Origin of the sequence: Desulfonatronum thiodismutans, from assembly GCF_000717475.1 — a bacterium.
Classification (GTDB): Bacteria; Desulfobacterota; Desulfovibrionia; order Desulfovibrionales; family Desulfonatronaceae; genus Desulfonatronum; species Desulfonatronum thiodismutans.
The window spans coordinates 382511-399632 of sequence record NZ_JPIK01000005.1; the positions used below are offsets into that span (position 1 = coordinate 382511).

At 62.9% G+C, this 17122-nt stretch carries 14 protein-coding genes; 6 read left to right on the top strand and 8 right to left on the bottom strand.

Annotation, left to right across the window (positions count from 1 at the left end; genetic code table 11):
- Together GY33_RS0105130 and GY33_RS0105135 are read right to left on the bottom strand one after the other, a co-directional pair.
- Positions 1-1758 carry a 2-oxoacid:acceptor oxidoreductase subunit alpha gene (locus tag GY33_RS0105130; protein WP_051822304.1) on the bottom strand — a complete coding sequence of 586 codons (1758 nt, stop codon included), beginning with the start codon at positions 1756-1758 and terminating at the stop codon, positions 1-3.
- Between the two features lie 134 nt (positions 1759-1892).
- On the bottom strand, positions 1893-2411 hold the full coding sequence (locus GY33_RS0105135) for a ferritin (protein WP_035271298.1): 519 nt from the start codon (positions 2409-2411) through the stop codon (positions 1893-1895).
- A 536-nt stretch (positions 2412-2947) separates the two neighbouring features.
- On the opposite strand from GY33_RS0105135, the gene GY33_RS0105140 reads away from it, so the two are divergent.
- The 5 genes from GY33_RS0105140 to qrcD all read left to right on the top strand — a co-directional run bounded on the left by GY33_RS0105140 (position 2948) and on the right by qrcD (position 9397).
- Positions 2948-4402, top strand: a complete 1455-nt coding sequence (locus GY33_RS0105140; RefSeq protein ID WP_031386311.1) for a mannose-1-phosphate guanylyltransferase/mannose-6-phosphate isomerase — start codon at positions 2948-2950, stop codon at positions 4400-4402.
- Positions 4403-4605: 203 nt separating this feature from the next.
- Positions 4606-5193 (top strand): menaquinone reductase multiheme cytochrome c subunit QrcA, encoded by a 588-nt coding sequence (gene qrcA, locus GY33_RS0105145; protein WP_031386312.1) that lies wholly within the window; start codon positions 4606-4608, stop codon positions 5191-5193.
- A gap of 16 nt (positions 5194-5209) precedes the next feature.
- Positions 5210-7369: a menaquinone reductase molybdopterin-binding-like subunit QrcB gene (qrcB, locus tag GY33_RS0105150; RefSeq protein ID WP_031386313.1), complete on the top strand. Its 2160-nt coding sequence runs from the start codon at positions 5210-5212 to the stop codon at positions 7367-7369.
- 15 nt (positions 7370-7384) lie between these two features.
- Positions 7385-8158, top strand: coding sequence for a menaquinone reductase iron-sulfur cluster-binding subunit QrcC (gene qrcC, locus GY33_RS0105155; protein WP_031386314.1), 774 nt, complete (start codon positions 7385-7387; stop codon positions 8156-8158).
- A gap of 3 nt (positions 8159-8161) precedes the next feature.
- Entirely contained in the window at positions 8162-9397 is a 1236-nt protein-coding gene (gene qrcD / locus GY33_RS0105160; protein WP_031386315.1) for a menaquinone reductase integral membrane subunit QrcD, read from the top strand.
- A 133-nt stretch (positions 9398-9530) separates the two neighbouring features.
- Here qrcD and hydA read toward each other — a convergent pair whose 3' ends face one another.
- Complete coding sequence (gene hydA, locus GY33_RS0105165) at positions 9531-10946, bottom strand: dihydropyrimidinase (RefSeq protein ID WP_031386316.1); 1416 nt, start codon at positions 10944-10946, stop codon at positions 9531-9533.
- A 65-nt stretch (positions 10947-11011) separates the two neighbouring features.
- Here hydA and GY33_RS0105170 point away from each other — a divergent pair, with 65 nt between their 5' ends.
- Positions 11012-11677: a nucleotidyltransferase family protein gene (locus GY33_RS0105170; protein ID WP_051822306.1), complete on the top strand. Its 666-nt coding sequence runs from the start codon at positions 11012-11014 to the stop codon at positions 11675-11677.
- Here the strand turns inward: GY33_RS0105170 and yqeC are convergent.
- From yqeC to yqeB, 5 genes are read right to left on the bottom strand one after another with little or no spacing between them, the layout of a single operon-like run.
- A complete protein-coding gene (gene yqeC, locus GY33_RS0105175; RefSeq protein WP_051822307.1) occupies positions 11642-12418 on the bottom strand; it encodes a selenium cofactor biosynthesis protein YqeC in 777 nt (258 codons plus the stop codon). The two genes, GY33_RS0105170 and yqeC, sit on opposite strands and share 36 nt — an antisense overlap.
- The gene (xdhC, locus tag GY33_RS0105180) at positions 12415-12930 is read right to left on the bottom strand and encodes a xanthine dehydrogenase iron sulfur-binding subunit XdhC (protein ID WP_035271300.1); all 516 of its coding nucleotides are present in this window, start codon (positions 12928-12930) and stop codon (positions 12415-12417) included. Before xdhC ends, yqeC begins: the two co-directional genes overlap by 4 nt.
- A 14-nt stretch (positions 12931-12944) precedes the next feature.
- Entirely contained in the window at positions 12945-13850 is a 906-nt protein-coding gene (xdhB, locus tag GY33_RS0105185) for a xanthine dehydrogenase subunit XdhB (RefSeq protein WP_031386320.1), read from the bottom strand.
- 11 nt (positions 13851-13861) lie between these two features.
- A complete protein-coding gene (xdhA, locus tag GY33_RS0105190) occupies positions 13862-16153 on the bottom strand; it encodes a xanthine dehydrogenase subunit XdhA (RefSeq protein ID WP_031386321.1) in 2292 nt (763 codons plus the stop codon).
- Positions 16150-17094 carry a selenium-dependent molybdenum cofactor biosynthesis protein YqeB gene (gene yqeB / locus GY33_RS0105195; RefSeq protein ID WP_051822308.1) on the bottom strand — a complete coding sequence of 315 codons (945 nt, stop codon included), beginning with the start codon at positions 17092-17094 and terminating at the stop codon, positions 16150-16152. Before yqeB ends, xdhA begins: the two co-directional genes overlap by 4 nt.
- Positions 17095-17122: the final 28 nt, after the last annotated feature.

A 17122-nucleotide genomic window follows, 5' to 3' on the forward strand; every position in this document is an offset into this window, starting at 1 on the left:
TCACCTCTCCGTGGTCTCGTGGGATTCCCGGACCCGGCCGGTTTCGATATCCAAATCGCGTAAAATGTCCGCCGCGGTGAAGGGTAGTCCGTCGTAGCGCAGGATGGAGCGAGAGACGCTGAATCCGGCCTCCTTGCGCAGCAGTCCGGCAAACTGCCCCGTGGCGTTGCCCTCGACGCAGACGGTTTCCCGGGCTTGCCGCAACCTTTCCAGAAACTGTTCCGGCCGCAGGGGCCAAACCTGGCGGAAGTGGAGCAGTCCCACGTTGCGGCCTTCCTTGCGCAGGATTTCCGCGGCTTCGTCCGCCGGCCCCAGGGTCGAGCCCCAACAAATCAGCAGCAGGTCGCTCTGCTCGTCCCCGATATAGCTCGGGGCAAGGGCGCTTTCCCGCAGCTTTCGCTCCTTGGCCAGCCGCTTGTCGACCATGCGCTTTCGGATGGCCAGATCCTCGGTGATATGCCCGTCCTCGGTATGCTCGTCGCTATCCAGGACCACCAGGTGCTCCCCCGTGCCGGGCGTCAGCCTGGGGGAGACGCCGTCGTCGGTGAAGGCGTAGCGCTTGTAGTCATGTGGATCGTCGCGGGTTTGGGCCGGGCGGAGCGGCTCGGCGAGCATGTCCAGGTCAAAGGGCGGGACGGCCTGGATGGTGTCGGCCAGGTATTGGTCGGTCATGACGATCACCGGACCTTGGGAGCGTTCGGCCAAGTCCACGGCGGCGTGAGTCAGGCGGAAGCACTCCTCGACGCTGCCCGGAGTAAGGATGGCTCGGGGAAATTCTCCGTGGCCGGCGTACAGGGCCAGGTTCAGGTCACCCTGCTCGGTCCGTGTGGGCAGGCCGGTGGCCGGTCCGGGGCGTTGGCCCAGAACAAGCACCAGGGGCGTTTCGGTCATCCCGGCCAGGCTGATCCCCTCGGTCATCAGGGCGAATCCGCCGCCGGAGGTGGGCACGATGGCCGGCGCTCCGGTATAGGATGCGCCAAGGGCCATGTTCACCGCCGCGATCTCGTCCTCGGCCTGCTCCACAACCAGCCCGAAGTCCTTGGCCGCGGCGCTCAGGGTCAGAGCCACGCCCGTGGCCGGGGTCATGGGATAAAAGGCGCAGAAACGCGTGCCGCCGACCAAGGCCCCCAAAGCCACGGCCTGGCTGCCGTTCAAGACCATGCGCCTAGTCGGCTTCGGAGGTTCGGGGAGGGGCTGAAAGGCCGCGGACTGTTCGGCGGTCCACGCCGCCGCGGCGTGAAGGACGTTCAGATTTTTCTCCACCACGTCGGCCTTTTTTGGGGCGAAAGTTTCCCGAACCAAGTCGGTGGTCGCGTTTTCAGGCAGCCCAAGGAGCCGGGCCGCGACTTCCAAGGCCACGATGTTGTGGAAGACTTTGCTGGGGGCCAACTCAGCGAAGGGAACGCGCAGGGCGCGGTCACTTTTGTCTTCCTGATCCGCGTCCCTCGTCGCGGCCTGGTCGTCGTGTTCCGCGTCCATGAGGACCAGGGCGTTTTCGGTCAGCTCCTCGCGATGCAAGGAAATGCTTTCCCGGTTCAGGGCGATCAGGATATCCACTTCCCGAATTCCGGCCCGGATCGGGCCAAGGCCGGTGCGTATGGTAAAGGTGTTGTGTCCGCCGCGAATGCGGGATTCGTACCCCTGGGTGACGAAAATTTCATAGCCTGATCTGGCCAGGGCCTTGGCCAGAAGCATGCCCACAGTGGCCAAGCCCTGCCCGGCTTCCCCGGCGATCAGGATGTTTTTGGATAGGCGCATGAACGACTCCGGGGTGAAAGGTTGGCCGCATGTGCGCGGTCTGGAATTCGAAAAGAGCCTTGTCCCGGCGCACGGCGTGCGCCGGGACAGGGCTGCGTGTCATGACGGATGCGTCGTGAAGCGGAAAAAGGTGGTCAGGCGGTCGGCTGGGAGCAGGGGCAAGCAGAGGCCCTGCCGGCCAGTTCCCGGTCGATCATGAACAGGCCGCCGCCGTCCTTGCCTAGGAGTTTCAGTTTTTGCAGCACGGCGTTCACGCTGGCTTCCTCTTCCACCTGCTCGGTGACGAACCACTGCAAGAAGATGTTCGTGGCATGGTCTTTCTCCGCAATGGCCAGGTCCACCAGGTTGTTGATCATGGCGGTGACCTTTTGCTCATGTTCCAGCACGGCCTCGAACACGGACGTCGGAGAATCCCAGGACGAAGGCGGGGCCTCGATGGCTTTCAGAGTGTTTTTCCCGCCCCGTTCGTTGATGAATGCGTAGAATTTCAGGGCATGACCAAGCTCTTCCTGGGACTGCATGTTCATCCAGTGGGAGAAGCCTTCCAGGTCGCGGTCGCTGAAATACGCGGCCATGGCCAGGTAGAGATAGGCCGAGTACAGTTCGGCGTTGACTTGCTCGTTCAGGGCCTGCTCGATTGTCGGGGTCAACATGTGGGGTTCCTCCTGAAGTTGGGCGGTAAGGCGGCGAGTCTCGCTTTCGCGGCCGGAATCGATCCGAGGAGCAAGGGCTCGTCCAAGATGGATAAGAAATCTACAGAATCCAGATGCACAGGTCAAAGCCGTCGTGTCCGCCCGCGAACAGCCTGTCCTGTCTGATTCTGGTGCGCGCCCAGGCCCCGGATCTTGTAGGGGCGGGTCCCCGTGCCTGTCCTTTCTGATTCGCGACCTTGGGAATTCACCTTGAAAGGGCAATCACGGGGGGTGCCCCTACTGAATGGATGGCGTTGTAATGCGTGTCGGAAAAGGATTTTGGGTCACGATTTTGATTGCGATTTCGACTTGATCTCGGTGCATGTGAACGGCGAGATTGGAGCAGGTCCCGCCTTTCTCCGGAGTAATGGTTGCAGGGATGCCTTGAGCAGGGTAAGGACGTGCCGTGCGCGTTCGTGCATTATGGAACAAGGAGCCCTGGGTCGTATCGACGCAAGGGCCTGGCCTGAATGGATATCGCAAGGAGTCTTTTTTTGATGAAAAAAGCGGAAGTGGATTCCAAGATTTGGGGGAATGCCTGGGCCATCGTGCTGGCCGGCGGGTCCGGCACCCGGCTGTGGCCCATGTCCCGATCCCTGCTGCCCAAACAACTGTTGGCCTTGAACGGGGATAAAACCTTGCTGCAACAGACCGCCGAGCGCTTGTTGGGGCGACTGCCCGCTGAGCGGATCGTCACCGTGACCAACGAGGAACATTTTTTCGAGGTTTGCTCGCAGTTGGCTGAAGTGCACCCGGGTCTGAAGGATCAGGTGCTCAAGGAGCCCCTGGCCCGAAACACGCTTCCGGCGATCCTGCTCGGTCTGGACAAGATCGTCGCGGCTCAGGATCCGGAGCACGGGCAGGCTCTGGTGGGCGTTTTCCCTTCGGATCACATGATCGGCGATCAGGCCAGGTTCGAGGCCGATTGGGGACAGGCCCTGGCCCTGGCGGATCAGGACTGGTTCGTGACCTTCGGCATTCCGCCCACCAAGCCGGAGACCGGCTACGGGTACATCGCCAAGGCCGAGGAACTGGCGCCGGGCGCGTACAAGGTGGCGGGCTTCGTGGAGAAGCCGCCGCTGGAAGCGGCACGAGAGTTCGTCAGCGCCGGCACCCACTCCTGGAACAGCGGGATGTTCATTGTTCCTTCCGCGGCGTTCCTGAGTGCCGTGGAGGAGTTTCAGCCTCGGCTTTGGCAGTGGTGGCAGGAGCGGGAAGAATGTGGATTGGTTGGCGGATACGGTGACATTCCCGACATTTCCGTGGACTATGGGATCATGGAGCATGCCCGGCGGTTGGCGATGGTGGAAGCGGGATTTACCTGGGACGATCTTGGAAGCTGGGAAGCCATGTTCCGGATGGGCGCACACGACGCCGTGGACCATTGCGTGGTCAAGGGCGATGTGCTGGCCCTGGATTGTCGGGACAGCCTCTTGTTCTCCTCGGGCGGCAAACTGGCCGCCGTGGGTTTGGAAGGGGTGGCCGTTGTTCAGACCAGGGATGCCACCCTGGTTTGCCCCCTGGATCAGGTCCAGCGGGTCAAGGACGTGGTCAACCGGCTGAAGGCCGAGAAGTCCACCCTGGTCGAGGCTCATGTCACCGTGCGTCGGCCCTGGGGCAGTTACACGGTTCTGGAAGAGGGCCAATTCTACAAGATCAAGCGGATCATGGTCCATCCAGGGGCGCGATTGAGCTTGCAGATGCACCACCACCGCAGCGAACACTGGGTGGTGATCAAGGGCACGGCACTGGTCCAGGTGGGGGACAGGGAAACGCTGGTCGCGGAGAATCAGTCCGTGGACATTCCCAAGACCGCCATGCACCGACTCTCCAATCCGGGCCGGGTTCCGGTGGAGATCATCGAGATTCAGAGCGGTCCCTATCTGGAGGAGGACGACATCGTCCGGTTCGACGATGTTTACGGTCGGAGTCGGCCTCAAAATCCCGAGTGAGGCGGAAAGGGTTGTCTGAACTGTTCGTTAGTCAGGCAACCTGCTTTTTTTATTTACCTTAACTTGCACCCGTGCTTCGTGAATTTTTTCATTTACGCTTGACAGGGCTTTGCTCTCTTGCATAGGGTGCCGAAAATTTGGATCCAGGTAGGGAAACCTGAGGCTCTTTTCATCATCAACACTACAGCATGTGAGGCAACATGATGGAAGAAAAGAAAGGGGGAACGAGTGCGGGCGGAGTAGTTCTGCCGTTCCTGTTGGGGTTTGTGGCCGCGTTGGCCTTCGGGTGGTGGGGAGTTCCGCAGCTGTTATACAGTAAGAAGACTCAGCCACTTGTTTTTACACACCAAAACCACATTGAACTGTATGGAATGAGCTGTGACGACTGTCACTCATTTCGGCGTGACGGTTCCTTTTCGGGCTTGCCCGGCAACGCCAAATGCGGTGAATGTCACTCTTTCCCCTTGGGAGATCACCCGGATGAAATCAAATTCGTGGAAGAGTACTACGAAAAGGGGATTGAGGTTCCGTGGCTGGTTTATCAGTACCAACCGGACAATGTCTTTTTCTCCCACGCCGCGCACAGAGAGTATGACTGCGCCACCGCCGGTTGCCATCCGGACGTGGGCAGTTCCAACGAGTTGCCGGTCTACTATGAAAACCGCTTGACCAAGTACAGTCGGGATACGATGAAGATGAAGGACTGTGAACGGTGTCACGCCACGGTAGCCGCCCAGGAGCCCGAGCGGTTCGCTGGTGCTCCCAATGCCTGCCAGATCTGTCATAAATAGAGAGGGGTGATATAAAATGGCACTTAATCGGAGAAGTTTTCTCACGTTTGCTGCCGGGGGTGTCGCGGGAACCCTGTTCACCCCGGTGATTTGGAAATCCATCGACGACACGGCCATCTGGACCCAGAACTGGCCGTGGATTCCCCGGCTGGAGTATGGACCGCGGGCCTATGCCGCGACCACCTGCAAGCTCTGCCCCGCCGGTTGCGGCCTGAACATTCGCACCGCTGGCGGCCGTCCGGTGGCCGCTGAAGGGCGGACCGACCATCCGCTGAGCCAGGGCGGAATCTGTCCCTTGGGCGCGGCTGCCGTACAGCTGCTGTACGCTCCGGCCCGGATCAAAGGGCCGATGCAGAAGCAGGCCGACGGAACGCATCAGCCCATTTCCTGGGACCAGGCCGAGGCCTTGCTCAAGGAAAAGCTGGCCGAGCAGAAAGGCAAGAAGGACGCCGTGGTCTGCGTCAGCGGGGATGAGAACGGGACCATCAACGAACTCTTCTCCGCCTTGCTGGGTGGTCTGGGTTCTGACGGATGCTTCCTGATGCCCGGCGAACAGCTCGTGGCCTCCAAGGTCCTTAGGGAAGGAAATATCGGCTACGATTTCGAAAACGCGGATTTCATTCTGGCCTTCGGCGCGGACCTGCTGGACAGCTGGGGCACCGCCGTGCGGAACAAGAAGGCTTACGGCGCGGCGCATCCCGTAGGCGAGGACGCCTCCGCGGAATACGTCTACGTCGGGCCAACGCAGAACGTCACGGGCGGCGCGGCCGACCAGTGGATCTCCGTTGCTCCGGGCATGGAGGGCGTTCTGGCTCTGGGCATCGCCTACCATCTCCTGCAGGGCGGGATGACAGCTCCCCAGGCCCATGACTTTTTTGCCTATCGCAATTTCGTCATCAATCGCTACACCCCGGAATACGTCGAACGCCTGACCGGCGTGGCACCGGAGCAGGTTGCCGAATTGGCCCGGAAACTGCGCGCCGCGGACAAGCCGCTGGTTATCCCAGGGTCCTCCATCGCCCAGGGCGGCGGCGTGTTCAACTTCGCCGCGGCCTTAAGCCTGAACATGCTGTTCGACAACGTCAACTCCGTCGGTGGGATTCAAGTCCTGCCGGATCTGCCCAAGGTGGTTGAAGGAGCCAAGGCCCCGGCCCTGGTTCGCGCCAAGGATCTGGTCGCTTATGTTCAGGGCGTGGCCGAGGGCAAAGTGAGCAAGCCGGGCGTCTATCTGGTCTACGAAGCCAATCCGCTCTTTGCCCTGCCGCAGCCCGACGTGGCGGCCAAGGCCTTCGACGGCGCCTATCTGGTCAGCTTCAGCACGTTCTATGATGAAACTGCCGCTCAGGCGGATCTGCTGCTGCCCACGCCGACCTTCATCGAGCGGTTGGACGACGTCCAGACGCCTTACGGCTCCGGTTTCGCCAGCTACAGCCTGACGCGTCCCGTAATCCGCCAGCCCATTTTCGACACCAAGCCCACGGGTGATGTCTTATTGAGCGTGGCCAAGGCTCTGGACATCGATCTTGGATACGATTCCTTCGACAAGGTCCTGGAGGCCAAGGTCGCCGCTCTGAGCGAGCTGGAAGGCTTCTTCACGGACAAGGTTCAGCCTTGGGAGGCCAGAGCCGGCAAGGCTCCCGCCGCGGCTTCGGGCAATTTGTGGCGGAATATTTCCCGGGGCTCGTTTTGGGCTTCCATCCAGGAACCCTTCCCCACCGCCATGCAGCTCGGCTCTACGATCATTTCCCAGACCGCTCCCCCGGACGCCGAGGACTGGACCTTCCCGGTCAGCCTGGCGGCAATGGACAGCCGGACCTACGGTTCCAGGCACATTGCCATCCCGCCCTTTTGCCTGCCGCTTTTGGGCGAACAGGAAATCCAGGGCGATGTGTTCTACGTCTGGATGAACTCCGCCACGGCCCGCGCCTACGGTTTGCAAGCCGAGGACAAGGTCAAGCTGACCGGCCCCAACGGCTCCTGTTTGGCCAAAGTGCGCATCTTCGAGGGCGTGGGCCGGAACATGGTCGCCGCTCCGCTGGGATTCGGCCACACGGCTTGGGACAAGTTCAGCCGGAACAAGGGAGACAACATCTACAAAGTGTTGACGGTACGTACCGAACCGGGGAGCAATCTGGCCGTCTGGGCCGATTCCCGTGTGCGCATCGCCAAAGCCTAAAGGAAGGTTGAGCATATGGTTTTGTATCTCAAGGAATTCAAAATCAAGTGGGGAATGGTCATCGACCTGGACCGCTGCACCGGCTGTGGGGCCTGCATGGTCGCCTGCCAGGCGGAAAACAACATTGCCCCGCCGGTGGACGCCTCGGACAAGCGTTATAGTCTGACCTGGATGTTGGTCTACCAGCTCTCCAACAAGCAGCCCTATCCGAATCACGACGTGGCCTACATGCCCCGCCCGTGTTTGCAGTGCGGAAAACCGAACTGCGTGCCGGTCTGCCCGGTCATCGCCACGGACAAGAACCAGGAAGGCGGGATCGTCAGCCAGGTCAACGCCCGGTGCATCGGCTGCCGGTACTGCATGGCCGCCTGCCCCTACCATGCCCGGTACTTCAACTGGCAAGATCCGGTCTGGCCTGAAGGCATGGAAAAGACCCTCACTCCCGACGTCTCCACCCGGCCCCGGGGCGTGGTGGAAAAGTGTCTGTTCTGTCACCATCGCTATATGTACGCCAGGGACAAAGCTCGGATCGAGGGGCGCGACCCCAACGCCCTGAACGAAGGCGATTACATCCCGGCCTGCGTGGAGATGTGTCCCACCGGGGCCATGGTTTTCGGCGACCTGGAGAATCCGGAGCACAAGGTCCACAAGCTTTCCAAAAGTCCGTATGCGTTTCGGCTGTTGGAGCGCCTGAACACCAAGCCCCAGGTCTATTACTACAGCAAGCGGGAATGGGTTCGGAAGCAGGGCGACAACTACCTTGAACATGAAACGGTCGGAGGGGTCTAGACCATGAGTGATAAAGAATTGTGGCCCGAAGGGGTCCAGCGTTGCTCCTTGAAGCTGTTCATTGCCTGGCTGGCGGTCATTTTCGCCGTACTGGCCTGGGGCGTTTACGCCGCCTACGTGGTCTGGGCCGGCGGATTGATCGTCACGGGCATGGACAACTACTTCGCCTTTGGCTTGTACATCATCTTCGACCTCGCCGTGATCGCCCTCGGAGCCGGAGCCTTTTTCAGCGGGCTCCTGTATTACTTGGTGCGGGTCGAAGGCCTGAAGAACATCATCAACCTGGCGGTGATCATCGGCTTCATTTGCTACTCCGGCGCGTTGCTGATCCTGACCCTGGAAGTCGGCCAGCCGCTCAGGGCCTGGTTCGGTTTCTGGCACCCCAACGTCCATTCCATGCTCACGGAAGTAATCTTTTGCATCACCTGCTACATGCTGGTGCTGACCATCGAGTTCATTCCGATCATTCTGGAGAACCGCAAGCTGAACAAGATCAAGTTCCTGCATCACATGGCCCACAATTTCCACGTGATCATGCCCTTGTTCGCCGGCGTCGGGGCCTTCCTGTCCTTCTTCCACCAGGGCTCCCTGGGCGGCATGTACGGCGTGCTGTTCTCCCGGCCCTACGCCTTTCGAGAAGGCTTCTTCATCTGGCCCTGGACCTTCTTCCTGTTCATCCTTTCCGCCGTGGCCTCAGGACCGGGCTTCACCATGCTGGTCGCCACGCTGATGGAAAAGATGACCGGCCGCAAGCTGGTGGACTTCAGCGTCAAGGCCCTCATGGGCAAGATTTCCGGTACCATGCTGGCCATCTATTTGGTCTTCAAGTATCTGGACACGTGGGCCTGGGCCACTGGCATCCTGCCCCGGTCCGGTTTAACCTTCAGTGAAGTGTTCTACGGCGTGGCCTACGGCAAATGGCTGCTGTTCTCTGAATTGGTCGTTTTCGGCCTGTTCCCCGCTGTCCTGCTGCTCTACTCCAAGACCCGCAATACGCCTTGGATACTCTACTCCGCGTGCACCATGGTTGGTATTGGGGTGATTATCAACCGTTACGTCCAAACTGCCCAAACTCTGGCCCACCCGGTCATGCCTTTCGACCGCTGGTACGTCTATGTGCCGACATGGGCGGAATGGGCTCCTTCGTTGGCGGTCATCGCCTACGGCGCACTAATCCTAAGCTTGGCTTACCGCTACCTTCCGGTCTTCCCGCAGGAGCGGAAGCTGAATCAGGCCTAAGAACCACTGAGGCTTTGAAAAAGAAAGCGCCCCTTTCCGTGAGGAGAGGGGCGCTTTTTTACGTCTGGAGCTTGAAAGGGTTTCGGCGGAGCAGAGGAGGTATGCGAGTTCGGAAAGGGAGGCCCCTTTGTCGTTACTTCTCCAGCAAGTCTCGAAGGGAGTTGAATCCAGGTAAAAAAGTCGGTCGGGGAATGTGCCGGCCGATGCCCGGTTCGGCGCTGACGAGGCCTTCGCGAAACACCTCGCGTCCCGCCAGGTAAGTGGCCACCGGCCCACCGCGAAAGGTCATGCCCTCGAACACGCTATAGTCCACGGCATGGTGATGGGTCTTGGCGCTGACCGTATGTTCGACCTTCGGATCCCAGAGCACGATGTCCGCGTCCGCGTCGGGGAGGATGCAGCCTTTGCGCGGGTAAATGTTGAACAGCCGGGCCGCGTTGGTGGAGGTCACGGCCACGAATTGCTCCGGTGTCAGGCGACCCTGAGCCACGCCGCCGTCCCAGACCACCCGCATCCGATCCTCCAGTCCCGGCGTGCCGCTGGGCAGTTTGGAGAAATCGCCGAGTCCCCCGGAGCGCTGGGCGTCCGTAAAGGCGCAGTTGTCGCTGGCCGTCACCTGGATGACCCCGGTTGCCAGCCCGTTCCACAGGGCTTCTCGATCCTGTTTTGGCCGGAACGGCGGGCTCATCACGAAGCGGGCCGCGGCTTGGGCGTCATCCTGCTCGTAAACTGACGCGTCCACGGCAAGATGGCCGCCCAGGCATTCCGCGAACACGGGCAGGCCGCGGGCCCGGGCCGCGACCACCGCGTCCAGGGCCTGGGCGCAGGAAAGATGGACCACATACAATGGCACGTCCGCGGCCTCAGCCACGGCGATGGCCCGCCAGGTGGCGTCGGCTTCGCCGGACTGGGGGTGGGAAAGATGGTGCCCCCGTGGGTGGGTCACGCCCTGGGCCAGGAGCTTGCGTTGCAGAAAGGGGATGATCTCGGCATTTTCGGCATGCACGGTGCACAGGCAGCCCAGTTCCCCGGCGCGGGCAAAGCTGTCCGGCATCTGCTCCGGGTCGAGCATCACCGTGCCTTTGTAAGCCATGTAGTGCTTGAAGGAATTGACCCCACTCTCCCTGGCCAGTACGCCCATTTCCTGGGCAACACTCGCGTCGAACCAGGTCACGGCCACGTGGAAGGAGTAGTCGCAGGTGGCGGTGCGGGCCAGGTCCATCCATTGGTCGAAGGCATTGAGCAGGGATTGCCCCTGACGAGGGATGACAAAGTCGATGACCGTCGTAGTCCCCCCGGCCAGGGCGGCCCGTCCGCCCTGTTCAAAATCGTCAGCAGTGCGGGTTCCGGCAATGGGCATGTCCAGGTGGGTGTGCGGGTCGATGCCGCCGGGCAGGGCCAGCAGACCGTCGGCGTCCACGATGCGGGTGCCGGAAGGGATGTCCAGGTCACGCCCCACGTCGAGAATCTTTCCGTGGGAAACGAGGATCTCAGCCCTGGCGGAGTGGTCGGCGTTGACCACGGTTGCTCCTCGGATCATGAGCTGCATGCTGCCTCCGTGCAAAATGGTGAGGGGTGGGGAATGAAATACTGTTGGGTTGGCAAGGATCGCGAATGAACAAGATAGCCGGCTTGATCCTGGCGGCCGGGGCCGGTCGGCGGATGGGCGGCGGGCTTGGGGGCAAGCTGTTGCTGCCGTACCGCGGCGAGCCGCTGGTGGTCCATGTGCTCCGTAAAGCCTTGGCGGTCTGCGATCCGGTGGTGGTCGTGACCGGCTGTAACGCCGCCGAGGTGGGCCACGCCCTGAAGGACGTGGATAGCACCTTGCGGATCATCCAGGCAACTGACTGGAACCGCGGCCAAGCTCGGAGCCTGCGGGCGGGGCTGGCCGGACTAGACGACGTGGAAAAGAAAGAGGGGGGCGACATGCTCGGAGCGCTGGTCTTGCTGGGCGATCAACCTCTGGTGCGGTTGGAAACCTTAACGGCCTTGGCCGAGGCGTTTCGAGGCGATCCGCGATCCTTTGTCGCACCGCGGTATGATGGGCGACGGGGCAACCCGGTCTGCATCCCCAGGGCATGGTTCCCACGGGTCATGACTCTGGATGGAGACGTCGGAGCACGTGCGCTTCTGGATCATTCGGATGCGTGTCTGCATCTGGTGGACGTGGAGGATGCCGGGGTGTTGCGGGACGTGGACACGGTCGAAGACTACCAGGCGCTTTTGAACAGCCGGGATTCAACCCTAGTCCACGGGCCGCAGCCACCCCTCGTTGACTGACCCCGCGAACCATTGCATCGCGAATCCCGATCCGTCCTGATGCGCCGCTCCGACGAGTCGTCGAGCCTGGGCCAGCATGTTCCATGCAGCCTCACCGACCCTGTCCATCTTGTTGACGAAGAGGATGCGCCGACACGGGGATGGCGGGGTGCTTTTGAACAACCCTTGGGGATGCGTTACCAGGCGGGCCAGGGCGTGGGCATCCACGGAGCCGGCGGGATGCGCGTCACTGATCGCGGCCAGTCGCTCGGGGCGAAAAGCATGCGTCTCGTCCATGGGTGCGCCTAACGCCTCAGCGCCCACGACGCCGATCACCTTGTTCGTGGAGCGAGGAATAACGGGCTCATGGCCCGCCGGGGCCTTGATCGATTTGCCGCGTGCGCCGTCGGCCTCCACGAAGATGCGGTCGGCCAGGCTGGAGGCGGCCAGGAGGTCCACGGCTTCGGGAGCAAGGCCGATGAGTTTGCCTGTGGTGGGATCCCGGTCCCGGACCAGGGTCAGGGACCGGTTGCGGGAGAGTCGGGTTTGGATCAAGGGAAGCGACGTCTTTCGTCCATCCCAAAAAAAAGGGTTATCCGTATCGCCAGCCAGCTTGGTGGTTGTGGTCCGGATCACGGTTTGGCCCGAGGCCACGGCATGGGCGGCCATGGACTGCATCAGGCTGGTCTTGCCGCCCGCGCCCACCAGAGCAACGACCGTTGCGTCCGGCAGGTAGAGTTCGTCCGGTGCGGTTGGGATCAAGGTGGCGATGACTTGGTGAGATCTTGTGCTGAGGCGGGCTGGCCGAGGGATTGGCGCACGGCCTGAACAATGGTGTCGTAGCCCGTGCAGCGGCAGAGGTTTCCGGCATGGGCCCGCCGGATGTCTTCCGGAGTGATGTCCTCCGGATTGCGGAACTTGTCGCGGCAGGCCTCCACAAAGGCGGTGGTGGTCATGATCAGCCCCGGGGTGCAGAACCCGCACTGCACGGCCCCGGCATCCACGTAGGCTTGCTGGACCGGGGAAAGTTGGCCGTTTTTCACCTCCCCCTCCACTGTGCGGATGCGTTTGCCGTGAACCCAGGTCGCCAGATACAGGCAGGCGTTCACGGCCACGTCGTCCACCAGCACGGTGCAGGCCCCGCACTCGCCCATGCCACAGCCTTGTTTGACGCTGGTCAGGCCCTGGTCCCGGAGCATATCCAGGAGTGAGGCCCGGGGATCGATGGTCAGTTCGTAGGGGCGATCATTAATGGAGCAGGAGATGGTCAGCATGTCCGGACCTCGAATTATTTGGCGACGTGTTTGGCGACGTGCATGGCAAAGCGCTCCGCGGCGGTGCGGATCATTCTTCCGGCCAGGGTGCGGATGATATGCATCCGGAAATCTCCTGCCGCCCGCCAGGAAGTGCGGGGGGAGACATCCTGTTCCAGGGCCGCGACAGCGGCCTGAATGGCCTCATTCAGAGGCAGGCCCATGGCCGCGGCCTCGGCCGAAGGGCAGCGCACCGGGGTGGGCGCGGCCACGGTGAAGGCCAGACGCAGCTCGTCCACGATTCCATCGGGCCGTCCGTCCCGCAGGCGGACGCCCGCGCCGCAGCCAATGGTGGCGATGTCCATGGCCTGGCGCATGGAATACTTGACGTAGGCCGTGCCCAGGCCCTGGCCCTGACCCGGTTCGGGCTTGACCCGGACCGAGCGCAGGATTTCCCCTTGACGCAGCTCCACCCGGCCCGGGCCGAGGTGAAACCCGCGCAGGGGGATCATCCGTTTGCCCTCCGGGCCGATCAGGTCCAGGTGGGCGTTGAGGATCAAAAGTGGGGCCGCGGAATCCGCGCAGGCTGAGCCGTTGCAGATGTTCCCGCCTATGGTGGCCGTGTTGCGGATCTGCGGCCCGGCCACCCAGCCCGCGGCCTCAATGAGCACCGGGGCCAGGCGGGCCGCCAGGGGCGAGGCCATCAGCACGGCAAAGGTCGTGCCCGAGCCGATGCGCAGTTCGCCACGGTCCTCGGTGATGCCCTCCAGCTCCGGCAGGCCGTGGATGTCCACGATCTTGGCGTAGTCCTTGTGCCCTTCCCGCAGCCGGACCAGAATGTCCGTCCCTCCGGCCATGGGCCGGGCGAACGGATTCGCGGCCAGCAGCTCCACGGCCTCGGTCAGGCTTTGGGCGCGATGATAGGATTCAAAGGCGTACATGGCGGATGTCCTCAGCGCGGTCCCAGCAACCCGGCGTCCCGGAACAGCGGGAAAAGGGCCTTGGGGGTGAGGGGGATGAAGTCGGCCTTGACCCCGGTGGCGTCCCAGATCGCGTTGCGGATGGCCGGGCCGGGGGAGAGCAGGGGCGGTTCGCCCAGGGACTTGTTGCCGAAGCCCCCGGAGGGCTCGGCGGTTTGGACAAAGGCCACGTCCAGATCGGGCAGGTCCAGAAAGGTGGGCATTTTATAGTCCAGCAGGTTGTTGTTGCGCACCCGGGCGGTGCGCGGGTCCACCAGCAGCTCTTCATATAACGCCCAGCCTATTCCCATGGCCATGCCGCCCTGGGCCTGGCCCCTGGCCGTGATCGGGTTGATGACCACCCCGCAGTCGTGGACGTTGAGCATGTCCGTGACCCGGACCCGGCACAGGGGGATGTCCACCTCCACTTCCACGAAGGTGCAGCCGAAGGAGGGGGCGTTGGACCGGGTCTTGACCGAACGTTCCGCGGTGAGCTGGCCGCCCCGTTCCTTGTGGTAGTAGGCGTCCAGGGCAAGCTCGTTCAGGCTCATGAAGACCCGCGAGGGCCGGCGGGCCGCGACCACGAAGCCGTCTTCCAGGGCCAGGGCCGGAGCCGGATATCCGGTCATCAGCGCGGCATGGTCCAGGATTTTTGCGCGCAGTTCCAGGGCCGCGGCCTTGACCGCCGGTCCGACCACGTAGGTCTGGCGGGAGGCAAAGGCCCCGGGATCAAAGGGCGTCACGTCCGTGTCCTGGGTGGAGACCACGCGCATCGAAGTCAGGGGCAGGTCCAGGACCGAAGCGGCCATCTGGGCGAAGACCGTGTCCGCGCCTTGGCCGATTTCCGTGGCCCCGGCCTGGAGCGTCACGCAGCCGTCCTGGGTCAGGGTCAGGCGGACCCCGGAAATTTCCACGCCCACCGGATAGACTCCGGAATTAAAACTGAAACAGGCCACGCCTACGCCGCGCCGTTTTTCCGGATCGGCTTGCGTGGCCTGGGTAGCGGCACGGCGTTCGTCCCAGTGGAACCGATCCCGACCCAGGCGCAGGCAGTCGGCCAGGCCGTGGGTTTCGATGGGCTTGCCGGAGCGGGGATTGACGTCTCCGGGGCGGCCTGCATTGATCAGGCGCAGGTCCAGGGGATCCATGTCCAGGGCCCTGGCCGCATCCTCCAGCAGACATTCGCAGGCAAAGATGATCTGGGGCGAGCCGTAGCCGCGCATGGCTCCGGCAATGGGCAGATTGGTGTAGACCGTGGCCGCCTGGAAGCGCACCGCGGCGTGGGGATACATGCTGCACAGTTTGCCCCCGCCCGCGGAGACCACGGAATGGCCGTGGGAGGCGTAGCCTCCGGTGTTGGAAACGGCGTCCATGTCCATGACCAGCAGTCGTCCGTCCCGGGAAAAGCCCGCCTTGGTCCGGATACGCATGGCATGGCGGGTGCGGGTGATCATGCTTTCCTCCCGGTTCAGGGCCATGCGCACCGGTCGGCCCAGCTTCCAGGCCAGGAAGGCGACCATGGGCTCCAGGAGCACGTCCTGCTTGGCACCGAACCCGCCGCCCACATACGGCTTGACGATCCGCACCCGGCTCCAGTCCATGCCCAGGGCCTGGCCCACAACCCGACGGCAGATGTGCGGGATCTGGGTGGAGGTAACCACGGTGATCCGGTCCATGTCCTCCATATAGGCGTGGGCCACCACGGGTTCCATGTGGCAGTGCTGGGTCACCGGGGTCTGGTACTCGCCCTCCACCACCACGTCGGCCTGGGCAAGGAGAGCATCCACGTCCCCGCCCACGCTGAATCCGGTTTGCTTGACGATATTGCCGTCGGGATGGATGGCCGGAGCCCCGTCGACCATGGCCTCCCGTGGATCGGTGAGCACCGGGAGTTCCTCGTAGGAAACCGCGACCAGAGCCGCGGCGCGTTGGGCCGTGAGTTCGTCCCGGGCCACCACCACGCAGATTTCGTCGCCGTGAAAGCGGACATGCTCGGTGAGCAGCAGGCGGTCGGCCACGTCGGCGTGTTCCGGGTCCAGGGAGTAGGGATGCCCGGCCGGGGCATAGAGCAGCTTGGGCACGTCGGCATGGGTGAAAACGGCCTCCACGCCGGGCAGGGCCAGGGCTGCGGAAAGGTCCATGGCCAGAACCCGGCCGTGGGCTACGGTGCTTCGGATATACACGGCCGAGAGTATGCCCGTTGGGAGCAGGTCTTCGGTGTACCGGGCCCGGCCCGTGACCTTGGCTTCGGCGTCCAGACGCTTGACGGGTTGTCCGATGCTCATCCGGTTCTCCCGAGGTGGATGGGTACGGTTGATGGTTCAGGATGGGACTTCGGCGGGATCTGGCCCGAATCAGGCTCAAGGCGAGGCTCAAGGCCGGGAACAGTCCCGGCCCGGAGACCGTCCAGATGAACGAGAACGGCTTGCAGCACGCCCCGGCCCACGGCCCTGGCCTTGTCCGAAACGCGGCGGCAACGCCATGTTTCGCCCCTGGGGTCCACGTCGCCCAGTTTCAAGCCTGTTTCGACCGCGACGCCGGAGCGCAGCAGGCCGCGAATCACCCCGGAGGTCAGGGCCGTCACCGGGGCGACGGCCCCGTGCGCTTCCACCTGGCCCACGGTCTCCCCCTCCTGGACCATGTCGCCGATGGCCCGGCAGGCCGTAAAGACGCCGTCCCGGGGCGCGCGCAAAAGCCGCTCCAGAGACTTGCCCAGCACCGGACCCGGAATGCCAGTGTTCGGAAAGGCCGAGCCGGTGGTGCGGATTTCCCCGAGGCCATGCCCGCGATGGGTTTCCACTACGCAGTGGACGTCCTTTCCGGCGGTGAAGCCCGGCCCCAAACCGATGACCAGAGGAGCCAGGCCGCGATGCACCCCGGTATTGCGCTTGGCCAGCAGGGCGTCAACCAGGACATGGGGCTGAAATTGCTTCAGGCAGGCCATGTCCGGATCAACAAGAACCGGAATTTCGCCCTTGGTCCAGGCTGCCGCGGCTTGGTCCGAAGCGTCGATCCGAACGGCTGCAATCCCCTCCATGTCAATCCGACCCACAAAAACCGCCTCGGAAAACGCCACCAGCCTCCGCACGGCCAACGGGTGATCCCGTTCCAATAAAAGCAGATGCCGCAGACCGGCCTCGTGCAGCTCCAAGGCAACGCCGGTTGCCAGGTCTCCGGCTCCGCGGATGAGGATGGTTGGGGAGGCTGGTGTATTGGGTAGGGGCATGAGAATACGTAAGAAAATTAAAGAAGGA